Source organism: Burkholderia sola, from assembly GCF_905400185.1.
GTDB lineage: Bacteria > Pseudomonadota > Gammaproteobacteria > Burkholderiales > Burkholderiaceae > Burkholderia > Burkholderia sola.
Window position 1 is genome coordinate 153,268 of sequence record NZ_FR989676.1, and the last position, 12,997, is coordinate 166,264.

A 12,997-nucleotide genomic window follows, 5' to 3' on the forward strand; every position below is an offset into this window, starting at 1 on the left:
AGTCGGAAAGAGTGTTGGACGACGCGGGGCGGGAATTCCTACCATGTGCACCAACAGGAGGAATCGCATGATAGCAACTGCCGCCACCATCGAACGCATCGAGACGTTGCTCGTCGACGTGCCGACGATCCGGCCCCACAAATTGTCGGTCGCGACGATGAATTGCCAGACGCTCGTACTGATCCGAATTCGATGCACGGACGGTATCGAAGGCGTCGGCGAGGCGACGACCATCGGCGGCCTCGCGTACGGCGAGGAGAGCCCCGAAAGCATCAAGGTCAATATCGATACCTACTTCGCGCCGCTGCTGCAAGGCATGGACGCGACGCGTCCGGGCGCCGCGATGGCGCGGGCACGCAAGCTGTTCCAGGGCAACCGCTTCGCGAAGTGCGCGATCGAGACCGCGCTGTTCGACGCGCAGGCGCAGCGTCTCGGCGTGCCGCTGTCCGAACTGTTCGGCGGACGCCGGACCGACGCGGTCGATGTCGCATGGACGCTTGCGAGCGGCGACACGCAGCGCGACATCGCGGAAGCCGAAGCGATGCTCGATGCCCGCCGCCATCGCGCGTTCAAGCTGAAGATCGGCTCGAACGCCGTCGCCGACGACGTGGCGCACGTGGTCGCGATCAAGCGCGCGCTCGGCGAACGCGGCGACGTGCGCGTCGACGTGAACCAGGCCTGGAGCGAGACCGATGCGATCTGGGCCTGCGCGCGGTTGGCGGAAGCCGGCGTGAGCCTGGTCGAGCAGCCGATCGCCGCGACCAACCGCGCGGGGCTCAAACGCCTCACGCGACTCGCACAGGTGCCGATCATGGCCGACGAGGCGCTGCACGGCCCCGTCGATGCATTCGCGCTCGCGCAGGATCGCGCGGCCGACGTGTTCGCGGTGAAGATCGCGCAATCGGGCGGCCTGCAGGGCGCGGCGAGCGTCGCGTCGATCGCGGCGGCGGCCGGCATCGACCTGTACGGCGGCACGATGCTCGAAGGCGCGGCCGGCACGATGGCGTCCGCGCAACTGTTCAGCACGTTCGACTCGCTGAAATGGGGCACCGAACTGTTCGGCCCGCTGCTGCTCACCGAGGAGATCCTCGTCGAGCCGCTGCGCTACCAGGATTTCAAGCTGCATCTGCCGGCGACGCCCGGCCTCGGCATCACCTTCGACTGGGCCCGCATCGAACGGATGCGACGCGACGCCCGCTGATCCCCACACGACAACCGAAACCGGAGACACAGATGAACAAGCAAGCCATCGACGCCCTGCTGAAGACCTTCGACGACGCCGCCGAGAAGCCCGGCAACCCGCGCGTGCGCGCGATCGTCAACCGGATCGTGAAGGACCTCTGCTACACGATCGAGGACTTCGACGTGCAGCCGAGCGAGTTCTGGACCGCGCTCAACTTCCTGAACGAAGCCGGCCGCGAATTCGGGCTGATCGCCGCGGGCCTCGGCCTCGAGCGCTTCCTCGACGTGCGGATGGACGAAGCCGAGGCGAAGGCCGGCATCCAGGGCGGCACGCCGCGTACGATCGAAGGGCCGCTGTATGTCGCCGGTGCGCCGGAATCGGTCGGCCACGCGCGTCTCGACGACGGCACCGATCCGGGCCAGACGCTGATCATGCGCGGCCGGGTGCTCGGCCAGGACGGCGCGCCGCTCGCGAACGCGCTGGTCGAGGTGTGGCATGCAAACCATCTGGGCAATTACTCGTACTTCGACGCGTCGCAGCCCGCGTTCAACCTGCGCCGCTCGATCCGCACCGATGCCGAAGGCCGCTACAGCTTCCGCAGCGTGCTGCCGGTCGGCTACAGTGTGCCGCCGGGCAGCAAGACCGAGCAGTTGCTCGACCAGCTCGGCCGCCACGGCCATCGTCCGGCGCACATCCACTTCTTCGTTTCCGCGGACGGTTATCGTAAGCTGACGACGCAGATCAACATCGATGGCGATCCGCATCTGTGGGACGACTTCGCGTTCGCGACGCGCGACGGGCTGATCCCGCCGGTCAAGCAGGCGGAGGGCGCGGAAGGCAAGCCGTACGGCGTCGACGGGCAGTTCGCGCTGATCGACTTCGACTTCTCGCTGCTCAAGGACAAGCAGGACGTGCCGGGCAGCGAAGTCGAGCGGGCCCGCGCGCAGGCGTGAGCGCCCTTCCCGTTCGACGAATCGACAACGCAAGGAGTGCAGGATGCTGTTTCATGTGGAAATGACCGTTCGCCTGCCGGCGGACATGGATCCGGTCAAGGCGGCCACGCTGAAGGCGGAAGAGAAGGCGATGTGCCAGCGGCTGATGAACGAAGGGACGTGGCGTCATCTGTGGCGAATCGCCGGGCAGTATGCGAACGTCAGTATTTTCGACGTCGAGAGCGTGCAGCAGCTGCATGACGTGCTGAGTCAGCTGCCGCTGTTTCCGTATATGGAGATGGAAGTGCGGGCGCTGTGCCGGCATCCGTCTTCGGTGCGGGAAGACGATCGGTGAGGCCCGTGCGGCCCATGATTGCCGGGAAACCGGCGCATGGGCCGAATTTTGCGTTCAACACACGTGCTGAGCGCTCCAGCGAACGCGAGAGCCTCGCAATCACTTCGGTGCATCCCCCGCCATCTGCAATCCGGTCGCCGTCAAACGAACGCGTAGCGGTTTGTCCGGATCGAGCTTCTTTTTCTCGATGACGCGCTTCCAGTTTTCAGCCGCGCCCGGGGCGCGGTACAGCGCAACGATCGCCACGTACTCGGTCTCGCGTTGCATCGGTTGAGACAGGCTCGACGAAGCCCCCGGATTCACGACAGCCGACATGCCGCCCTGCAGGTCTTGCGCGAGTATCGTGCGGTCGTTCTTCAACAGATCGTCATACGATGCCGCATCGACCATCTTGCGGTCCTTCAGCTGATAGACGCGGACGGCAACCGATGTCGGTCGCCCCGCATCGTCGGGGTTCAGCGCAGCACGTGCGATCAAGTCGATGTCCAGCACTTTCACCTGCTTGAAGAACACCGCGCGATAGGCATTCGTCGACGCATCCGACACCGACTGCCATGCACCGCACCCCGACAGCAGCAATACAGCGGCAGCGACGGCCGCACTCATTCGATAGAACATGAAAACTCCGGAATCAGGTGACGTGTGGCGTGAGATACGGATTGGGCGGCGGCACGGAAAACGCCTCGTACACCCCGAGCGCAATATCGATCAAGCGTTCATCGACTGACGGCAGCACGGTCGTCCAGCCGAGACGCGGCGCGGGGGCGGCACGTTCGACGCCGACGGTCGGGGGTGGAACGAACCGTGTCGATACTTTCATCCGCAAATGCACGTCGGCCTTGATGCCGACATACAGCTGGATGAATGCCATCACCTCCCGATGCAGCCACGCACCCGGCAGCAGGTCCTGAGCCTGCTGCGCATCAACGGGCCACAACGTCAAACGCACGGCTCGACTGCGATACGCGAGACGCCTGCCGAGCACGTAACCGCCGCCGAGCCCGCTACGCTTCCCATCCGAAAGCACATCCGCATCCGGCTTCGCCGACGTCAACGGCTTTGGCCGACCGCTACTCGTCGTCACCGCCCAGAATTCGTCCACCCGAACATCGGCGCCCGGCGCGGCGAGCGCCACCACGCCGGCGAGCCCTTCCGACGTGCGTGTCCGCTGGATCAGCAGCCCCAGCAACGAGAGCATCCGCGAATGGGGCAAGCCTGCCCGCAAAGGCTTGTCACCCCATCCGAATCCGGCGAGACATAACAGGCTCCGTGAATAATCGTCGACTCCGCCTGCCCGAAAACGCTCCGGATAGCGGTATTTCTTCCATGCGCGATACAGCAACGTCGCCGCCCGGTGGTTGAACGGATCGAGAAACGCCTCGACGGCTTCGTGCCCCTCCTCCCGCAGCACGATCTCGTCGATCATGTGCGACGGCATGGCCGCATCGACGCCATAAAGGCCCATGAAGGTCGTGCGCACGGTCGGCGGCGCATCGAGGTGCTCGTCGTCGAATTCGACAGCGGCCACCTCACCCGCCGGAAACCCCAACCGCGGACGCGGCCGGAATCGCACCGGCTCATGCTCCGGCGTATCGCGCGTACCAAACCCGGGACGTTCGGGCGCACAGGCTTCCAGCAGACGACAGAACTGCATGAAAGTCATCTTCGGCGCCCGCTCGAACAACCTCTCGGCCACTGCCGGCAGACCGTTCGCCTCAGCGGCTTCAGCACGCATCCGATCGATCGATGAACTCATAACGGCGCCCGCTGTGCCTTGCTGCGCGGCCACTCCGTCCGCGACCGGGACGGCAGACTGACGATCGCCAGCTTCGTGAACAGATTGAGCTCCGCATACGCGCCGAAGAACCGGTGCAGCAACTCGCCGAACAGCATCACGTCGCCTTCACCGGAGAAAGCGTGCGCATCGAGCGTGACCTCGATCAGCACGCCGCGTTCGACCGCCCCGCCCGACACCTCCTCGATCATTTCCTGCGACACGTGCAGGATGCCGGCGAGCCGCCGCCGGTTCAGCTCTTCGTTCGTCCAGTCGTACAGCGCCAAAGCGCCGCGCAACACCTCCGCGTTCATCATCGACAGGAAGTTCGGTGCGAGATGTGACAGCACGCGCCACTGGAAGCGATCCTCCGTCGGCGGATACAGCGGCAATGTCGGCGATACGAGATTGCGCACGCCCGCGACGTTCGGCGTGCTGGCCGCCAGCTCGTCGAGGCTCGCTTCGCGCAGCCCCTTGCGCGGCAGCAGCCCGTTCGTGCCGGTCACGCGCAGCGACAGGCTTTCCTCGGGCAGCGTGTCCATCGTTTCCCACGCGTGACCGCCGAGAATCACCCACATCTCATGCAAGCCCGATACCCCCGAACGCACGCGCGTGTGGAAATAACGTTCCGGCGCCTCGTGCCGCAACATGCCGCCGCGGTGCCGGAACGTCGCGAACGGCACATATTCGTATCGCTCGGCCGTATCGTGATCGAACGTCGCGATCGCATCGACCGAATACGTTTCGACATGCTCGCCCTGATGACCGGCCGGCACGACGCGATATTCGGTTTCGTGATGGTCGATCTCGATCGGCTCGGCATCCAGTTCGAACAGGTTGATGACCGGCGTACAGAACAACCGCACGTTCTCCGCATTGAAACGCTGATCCGACGGATAGGCTTCCTTCAGGAGAATCTCCAGCTCGAAGCGAGTCGATTTTTCGGGAAGTGTCGAGAGGTCCAGCCCGCATAGATCGATGAACAGGAATTTCTCGCGGAACGTGAAGTATTCGAGCAGCAGTTGATATCCCGAGAACGCCGCGTCGGCCTTGGGCCACAGCCGTTCTTCCGTCGAGAACCCTGCCGGCTCGATCGTTACGCCTGCGAGCGCTACCGGTTCGCCGTCGCGGACTTCCGGAACACGCAAGCAAATCGCATCGATCTGACGCGTCAGCGCAAGATGCATCGCGAATGCGGTCGGCAGATCCGCGTTCAGATGCAACCGCAACCGCGACAAGTCCGTTTCGCTGCGCAGCGCCGATCCCTGCAGTGAGAAGCCAAGACGAATCACCGAGCGACCGTCATGGCGCACGGTCGGCCCGGCATGCGTGATCGACACCGGCTGCAGTGCAACGGCCTGCGTCGTCCGGTACACACACTGCACCGTCCGCGGCGTCACGCCGTCTACTCCGCCCGGCGACGGCACGTTGATCGGCGCGGACCGCACCGGCACCCCGGCCGGCACGACTTCGGTTTTCTGCAGTTTCTCCGCGAACGGCGTCAACTCGACGATCGACAGCGAAGGAATCATCCGCAGATAGTGCGGCCACAGCAAACTGACGAGCCCTTCGGTCAGTTCGGGCAGTTCGTCGTCGAGCTTTTGCCGCAGCCGACCTGTCAGAAACGCAAAGCCTTCGAACAGACGTTCGACATACGGATCGCGATCGCCGACGCGATCGAGATTGAGCAGGCGCGCACGGTCGGGATGCGCCTTCGCGAACGCCTTGCCGGACTCGCGCAGGTATCGCATTTCGGCTTCGTAGTAGCGCAGGATGGAATCGTTGTTGTCCATGGAAATCCGTTACGAAAGGGTCAACGCGCGTGCGGGATCGAGTACCGTGAGTTCCGCATGCAGTTCGCTGATGCGACGGGCGAGCGCGGGCTTGTCGGCGTCCTTGCGGCTGCTCATCGCTTTCAGTGCTTTGACCAGTTGCTGCTTGACCTCGAACGTCAGCGCCGGCTCCCAGCGCATCATCGGCAGCGAGCGGGACGTTCCGTCGAGTTCGGCAAGCAGCGCGAGCGCCGCATCGTGACGGCCGACATGGTCGGCCAAGCGGGCCATCACGAGCCGCTGCAAATAGCGATGTCGATCGGTTTTCATGCCGGGCAGCGCTTCGAGCCACGCAAAAGCCGCCTCGATACCTTCACCGGCAGCCAGTTCGCGAGCCTGTGTTTCGATCTCCGGCCAGTCGCCCGCCGCATCGCTCTCGCTATCCGCGGAGACAGGCAGCGGCGCAACCGTCTCGCCCGCCTCCAGATCGCGTACCACCGCATGGCGGGCAATCCATTCGAGTGTCGTGTCGTCCGCGAACGGCGTGCCGTCGCTGAATGCCAGCCGTTCGATGCTCGGCAATCGCTCGAGAAAGAGTGCAAAGTCGGCGCGCAGCAATGCTCGCCACGCGTTGTAGGGCGTACCGACGTGATCGAGCGCCACGTGCTGGAAGTACTGGAGATCGAACCACAGGTGATTCACGCCTTCCATGAACGCGCCTTCGACGCGCTCCAGCAACTCGTGCCAGTGCTTCTGCAGCACGAGGCGCTTCATCTGCTGACGCAACTCGGCGCGTGGCGGCGCCAGGCGCGTATGCGAAGCGGCATCCGCGGGCGGCACGTCGTGCAACGTGTCCCACCGAATGCTTCTCACGAGACGTACCGAAGGCAAGTAGCCGTTTTCCTGATCGCGGAGCCACACCGACATCGCGCGGGCCTGATCGAGCAAATCGCGCGCCGATGCAATCGGGCCGGCCGAAGTTTTGCGCGGAGCAGTTGATTCCGGCATGGCCATCCCGGAATCGGCGCTGCGTGCCGGCGCGTCCTTTCTCTCGAAGCGGGAAACGAGTGGTTGCAGGTTTGGACGGGCTGCATCGGGCCACGGCGCCGTATGCGTCACGAGCACGTCGAGCGCGGCCAACGTGCGTTCCAGATCGGCTGGCGCAAAGTCCCCGCGACTCTCCAGCGTCTCGATCGCACGCGCAGTCGCCAACATTTCAAGCGCAGCCTTCTTCGCTTCGTAACGGGCAGGCAAAGCGGCCTCGCCAAACCGGTCGACGAGCGCGGCGGCCAGCTCAAGCCCGTCGGCGAACCCGGCGGGGCCGTCCTGCCGCAAGCGCGCAAATGCGTAGTAGCCGGCCAGTCGTAAATCCTTGCCGATCTCCTTGAGCAGGTGTTCGCACGCGCGGACGATCAGCCCGTCATCGATTCCCGACAGCTTGCCGGCCTCGTCCTTCAGTTGGAAGAACGCGTCTTCATAGCCGGGATCGCGTCCGCATGCGTGCTCGCCCGGTATCGGCGCAACCCACGCGGCCCAGGTATCCGTCCGTGCCTGATGGAGCGAATCGATGCGCGGACCGCCGACGAGCGTCTTCACAAAATTGGCAAGCGTCATGGCAAGCCTCAAAAAACGAATGCGTCGCCCAGCAGCCTGAGGGCGTGCCCGAACGGACGGGTGGGAGAATCGGAAAGTCCCGACGTGGTGGCCAATGGCGAAATCGCAGCCTTCGGTGGGGTCGTCTGTCGCGCCGATTCAGGCTCGGCGGTTCGCGTTTTCGCCTGAGCCAGGTCGAGCACGGCGCGTTGACCGGATGCCTGCTTCGTCGTTGCCCGCATGGCATCGTCCGGCAAGGGGTTGCCGCCCGGGAACCCCGGCGGCAACGGAACAGCCGAATGCTTCGCGGCCGCGATCGCCGATGCCGGCAACGGCGGCGGGCCGATCGTCGAAACCCGCGCCCCCGCGTTCTGCGAGCCCGTCACGAAAACCCGGGTTGGCAACGTGAAATTCCGCAGCTGGAGAACGTCGAGCGGACCGCCGCCGGCTTCGCTGCGCAATTGCACCTTGAGCGGAATGGCCTGGCTCGTGTCAGGCGTCCAGGTCAGCAGATAGCGGGCGTTGTCCTGTTGGGTAACCTTCGCACGTTCCAGCAGCCGAATGAGGCCAAAACGTCCCTGCGAATCGAGCGCGGTACGCAAACCACCCTGCTCCGTCTGCCATTCGATATGCGACAGGTTCTCGAGCGACTGCCCCGGCCATTCGAACGGCGTCCATTCCTGCTTCTGGTTGAAGTAATGCAGTTCGCGGCCGGACAGCACGAATCTCATGTCGGTGACGCCCGGCGTCGGCTCGGCCCGCAGCTCATAGCGCACGCGTGCGTCGCCGGACGGGAATAGAACCATCGACGTGCGCGCGAGCTTGTTCAGGCCGTTGAGAAACGCCGGATCGATCGTCAATGCGCCGGAATCGGCCCCTTGCGAGGCGACCCATCGGTCGCCCTGCCGTTCGACGACACCGGCCAGTTGCGACGTCACGAACTGCGCGATCACGCCACTATCCGGACGCATGAAACGCGCCATCTCGGGCAGCGATGCGTCGTTGTCGGAATCCGCGAATGGGTAGCGGCCACCGAACGCCTTGTTCCAGTCAGCGAGGATCACGGTGCGCCAGATTTCGTTCAGGCTCGACGCGGCAGGCTGCACGATGACCTGCCACGACTGATCGAACGGCGCGCGGAACAATGCGCCGAAGCCCGACCATTGTTCGCCGAGGCTCGCAGCGACACGACTCGCGTAATCGCGACTGTCGGCGATATCGGACGTCTTGCCCTGCAGCACGGATTGCGCGGCCAGGCGTGCAATCGCATCCGGATCCGGACTGGAGACGATCTGCGATGTCTTCAGGCGCATGGCCGTGATCCGCTCCAGATAGCGGGCCAGGCTCAGGTCGCCGGTTACTGCCGGCGGGGCGTTCCCCTTGCCGCCGGATGGCGCCCCTGAAGCGAGATCACTACCGGTCAGACGCAGGATCGGACCGAATGCGGCGGCAAGTGGCGCCAGTTGAGGCTTGGCCTGCTTCGACGGATCCTTTTCGTCCGCGCCGATCAGTTGCTGTGCCTTGCTGACCAGCGTGTCGGACAGCGATTGGGCGTTGGCTCCCGTTCCCGCCTGATACGCGATCGCACTCATCAACGCGACGAGCGGCGAGCGTTGCGGATCGCCGAGCAGCGTCAACTGGTCGGCAGTGGCCGACAGCGTCGGCGCAGGTTGCCAGCGCAGGCTGTTGAGGAAGAGCGCCCATGCCCGCGCGTAGTCGTCGAAATAGCGCTGGCGCAGTTCGCCCTTCAATGTCGACGGGGATGCATTGGCGACCTTGGTGTCGGAGAGCACCCAGTCGCTTGCCACATCGCGTTGCTCGCCGGCTTCGTCGATTGCCTTCGAGATTCGCTCCTCCCACGCAGCACGTGTGAATACGCCGGGCACGGTCGCGGTCGTGCCGAACAGGCCACGACTCGTTGCACCGCCCGCGGAGGATTGCGACGCCGCGTCGCCGAGCAGCGTCGCGAGTGATAGCGGCGGGTATTTCGGTGTCGCTTCGTCGATGATCTGTTGGTAGATCGCGTCCCCGGAGTTCTGAATACCCCGGACACTTATGATCGTCTGTCGGGTAGACGCGACCAGGTTGCCATCCGGAACAATCGCCAACGCGGCTTGGCTGGATGCAGCGCCACGTCCAACGTGGTTGGCGAAGAACGCGATCGCTTGCTGACGCAGGTCTTCCCAGCTACCCTTCGACAGCTGCGAATGAGTCGGGCGTTCGGGTGCAGACGTCGCGACAAGTTGCGGCAGCAGGAATGCAGCCACTGCCCGCTCGGGTTTGGCGAGCATCATGTAGGTCTTGAGCGTATCGTAAGCGGCCTGTACCTGAGCATCGCCGCCGCTGGCGATTTCCGCGTCGGACAGCGACGCAAGCTGATGCAGCCTCGCGTCGAGCTTCTGGCGAATCGGGCCGACGAGGATGCGGTTCGCGGCACCGGCGTAGTAAGGCCAAAGGGCGTCGAGCAGCGCGTGGTCGCGGTTCAAGCCGAAACGGGCGATCAAAGGCGCACCGCTACGCTGGTGGATTTCGAGCGTATCCATTTGCCGGCCGAGGTCGGTAAGCGTTTGCAGCGACTGCGTCGGGTTCAGGGGCCCGGTGAGCTTGGTAGCCGTATCCGTTGCGCTTCCGATCGTTGCGCGGTTGGAGAAACCGGACAGCATCGTGCCGGCAAACCAGCAACTGATCAGGGCCGTCGTCATCCAGGCTGCGGTGGTCGACAGTGAAAAGCCAACGCGGCGGCCGTGGACCTTGCGGCTGTGGTCGGCGATGGTTTGCCAGAGGGTTCGGTGTTGAGGGTCGATCGCCGGGTCGCCATCATTCGAATCGCCACTCGGCAGATCGAAATCCGGAGACTGCGGCGCCCGCTCTTTGAATAACGGCGCAAACATCACCCCGTGAAGCGTATGCCTCGAAACAGAGGATTCAGCGGTTCGGTGCAGCAGGTCAGATAGCGCTCCGCGCAACCTCGAGACATGTTGCGCCAGCTCGGCAGGGTAACGATCATCGGCGTTCACTGCGAGGCGCACGACACCAATGTCCGACAGATTGTCGACGAGATTGCCCAGCGATTCGTCAATCATCTCACCGCTCACGCGTGAGTTCGCCCATGTGAAGCCCATCGCTTCATCCGGGCCGGCCCGGTCGCCGCCGAAATCCGTCACATCCAGCAGATACGCCGGTGCGGCCCAACATAACATGCGCGCGTGGCGAGCAAGCCGTGCAGCGAGTTCGTCCACGTCAAACGACGCATCGCCGGAACTCCGGTGACGGGTAATGGCCACAATCGCGTCGATCGGACGACGACGGCGCAAGCGACGAATCTGATCAAGCCATTCCGTGTCGAGTTTGTCGTCGATTTGCCGCGCATACAACACGACCGTATTGCCGAGAATCGCGTAGCCGGTATCGGCCAACCCCGGCGCGAGCCGCCGGACAAGCGGATAGTCGCCGGCGACAAGCACCCACCGATCGCGATAGCGCCATCGCCAGCCATGCCTCTCGCTCTGGACCTGCTTCAACGATTCGGCTCGCGTCGCGCATTAACCGCCGAATCGCTTCCCGACGGAGCCGCCGTGCGACGCGTGTGATCCTTGACCCATTTCTTCACGGCGCGCCAGCCATTCGCCGGCCGAGACGAATCGCTGAAGCTGAAAATCAACAAGAGTGCCACGAATATGGCGCACAAAATGACGAGCGCCAACCCTCGATCCGCCTCGGTTATCCCAACCCAGTGCGGTCGCATCCATACGATCAGCCCAGGAAGGACGACAAAAACAATGGCCCCGAACAGGTCAATTTTGAATATCCGGTTCATGCGGAAATGCGTGTGTTGTTGATGCGTTATCCAAGGTCGTCACGACAGCGATGAACACATGGTTTTCGTCGCGCTGTGCGACCAGTTGCGGCTTTGGCGCTTGACCGGCGACGTACGTTGCACAAGCTGCGGCAAGCCATCCGGCTGAGGCCCCCGCCTTGCCGACGATTCGATCGAGTTCGAACTCTGGCACCGCTTCGTCGTTTTCCCCTTCCGGATTGCCCGTGCGTAACGCCGTGCGCAAGGAACCGGCCGTTCGGCTGTCGAATCCGCTCGTCCACAGCGCTCCGATGTCATCCGGCGCGGTACCGCCCCAACGAATCCCATAGGTCAGTGCATGGCCAGGATCGTCATTACCGGCTCGCCGGGGACGGTGGAATGCAGCGATCGGTCGCAACTCGAAGCGCGATGCCAGGGTCTCGGAAACCAGCAGCAATCCCACCCCGGCCTCGGCTGAACCGGGCGCCGGCGACTCGGCAATCACTGTGCCGAGCGCTATGGATACGAGTAACACCGCATGCTGATGCAACGGCCCGTTCCGATCGTCAAGCCAGGAATCGACCGTCATCAAATCGAGCGATTCGGGCGCTCGGTCCGTTCTGGCGAAGCGCAACGTGTGACGCCTCCATTCTTCCCGCCATTGCTCGACCACGTCGGACTCTCCGACATAGCCGGAAATGTCGAGCAAAACGCGCAGTGGCAGATCCGCAGGAAGCGCGTTCAAGGTTTCATGCAAGTCGTCGATGAGTCGCTCGTACAACCATTCAAGAACCTGATCCTGACGTTCCGCATCGTCAGCGGCCAGGCGGGCTTCAATCGGCTCGAACCATCTTGCCGAAACCGATTCGTTTGCTTGCCGCTCCGAAGCCTTGGCACGCAACTTCATCGCGCCATCGACGATCGGGTCGATACCATTGTCCGTATCGTCTGCGGTTACACGTGCAGCCGCTGCCAGGACAAGCATCGGCACGCTCTCTCGCGCAAAAGCCTGCGCGTTGTACTTCCTGCTTGCATCGTTCCAGGCCTGGACTTTCGCGCGTTCGAGTTCGTATGCCCGATATCGCCGGGAGACGACGAAGGCGGAAAAACCCGTCGGATATACGGACACGCATATCCAGAACCATGGCGTGTGAGTCGGCTCATCCTTCGGCCAGAGCATCAGCACAGCCAATACCCCGACCGCCGTGAGCACGATGAACACCGCAGCCCAGAGAACCCGCGACGGCGATTCATCAGGAACCGGCTTCTCCGGCGGGAGGGACGAGAAATCCAGTGCCATTGCTTAACGGCGCCCGCTATTCGGAAGAGAAGAAATCAACCGGCAACCGCACGCACACAAGTCATCGTGCTGAGCGACTTCGCGACCGTCATCGAATGCGCCCGAGGTCGCGGTTGCGATACGGTTGTCGCCGTGGCGCGGACAGGTCACCGGATCGTGGAGTCGAGCAAGCGGACGCCCCATGAAAAAGCACGTCGCCGAGCCAGCCGTTACGTGGCCTTCGCCGGTATGAGTGTCTCCGACGCGAATGATGCCCGCCATGTGTATCCCCGAATTGAACTGGTATCGCCAC

11 protein-coding genes are annotated in these 12,997 nt (G+C 63.8%); 3 read left to right on the forward strand and 8 right to left on the reverse strand.

Features of this window, described 5'->3' with window-relative positions; translation table 11 throughout:
• Positions 1–67: 67 nt before the first annotated feature.
• The 3 genes from KR541_RS17205 to catC are packed head-to-tail and all read left to right on the forward strand — an operon-like array spanning position 68 to position 2,470.
• On the forward strand, positions 68–1,201 hold the full coding sequence (locus KR541_RS17205) for a muconate/chloromuconate family cycloisomerase (RefSeq protein ID WP_050017396.1): 1,134 nt from the start codon (positions 68–70) through the stop codon (positions 1,199–1,201).
• A gap of 32 nt (positions 1,202–1,233) precedes the next feature.
• Positions 1,234–2,136, forward strand: coding sequence for a catechol 1,2-dioxygenase (gene catA, locus KR541_RS17210; protein ID WP_089489105.1), 903 nt, complete (start codon positions 1,234–1,236; stop codon positions 2,134–2,136).
• A gap of 43 nt (positions 2,137–2,179) precedes the next feature.
• Positions 2,180–2,470 carry a muconolactone Delta-isomerase gene (gene catC / locus KR541_RS17215; protein WP_050017398.1) on the forward strand — a complete coding sequence of 97 codons (291 nt, stop codon included), beginning with the start codon at positions 2,180–2,182 and terminating at the stop codon, positions 2,468–2,470.
• Positions 2,471–2,569: 99 nt separating this feature from the next.
• Here the strand turns inward: catC and tssJ are convergent, their stop codons facing one another.
• The 8 genes from tssJ to KR541_RS17255 are packed head-to-tail and all read right to left on the reverse strand — an operon-like array spanning position 2,570 to position 12,966.
• Entirely contained in the window at positions 2,570–3,088 is a 519-nt protein-coding gene (tssJ, locus tag KR541_RS17220) for a type VI secretion system lipoprotein TssJ (protein ID WP_050017399.1), read from the reverse strand.
• 13 nt (positions 3,089–3,101) lie between these two features.
• Positions 3,102–4,205 (reverse strand): type VI secretion system baseplate subunit TssG, encoded by a 1,104-nt coding sequence (gene tssG / locus KR541_RS17225; protein WP_252996697.1) that lies wholly within the window; start codon positions 4,203–4,205, stop codon positions 3,102–3,104.
• A gap of 17 nt (positions 4,206–4,222) precedes the next feature.
• Positions 4,223–6,037 (reverse strand): type VI secretion system baseplate subunit TssF, encoded by a 1,815-nt coding sequence (gene tssF, locus KR541_RS17230; protein ID WP_089489104.1) that lies wholly within the window; start codon positions 6,035–6,037, stop codon positions 4,223–4,225.
• 9 nt (positions 6,038–6,046) lie between these two features.
• Complete coding sequence (gene tssA / locus KR541_RS17235; RefSeq protein ID WP_050017401.1) at positions 6,047–7,630, reverse strand: type VI secretion system protein TssA; 1,584 nt, start codon at positions 7,628–7,630, stop codon at positions 6,047–6,049.
• 8 nt (positions 7,631–7,638) lie between these two features.
• Positions 7,639–11,130: an ImcF-related family protein gene (locus tag KR541_RS17240; RefSeq protein ID WP_252996662.1), complete on the reverse strand. Its 3,492-nt coding sequence runs from the start codon at positions 11,128–11,130 to the stop codon at positions 7,639–7,641.
• A complete protein-coding gene (locus KR541_RS17245; RefSeq protein WP_216089666.1) occupies positions 11,127–11,426 on the reverse strand; it encodes a hypothetical protein in 300 nt (99 codons plus the stop codon). The genes KR541_RS17240 and KR541_RS17245 overlap by 4 nt, the downstream gene beginning before the upstream one ends.
• Positions 11,404–12,705: a hypothetical protein gene (locus KR541_RS17250; RefSeq protein ID WP_235356299.1), complete on the reverse strand. Its 1,302-nt coding sequence runs from the start codon at positions 12,703–12,705 to the stop codon at positions 11,404–11,406. Before KR541_RS17250 ends, KR541_RS17245 begins: the two co-directional genes overlap by 23 nt.
• 3 nt (positions 12,706–12,708) lie before the next feature.
• Positions 12,709–12,966: a PAAR domain-containing protein gene (locus KR541_RS17255; RefSeq protein WP_080334375.1), complete on the reverse strand. Its 258-nt coding sequence runs from the start codon at positions 12,964–12,966 to the stop codon at positions 12,709–12,711.
• Positions 12,967–12,997 lie beyond the last annotated feature (31 nt).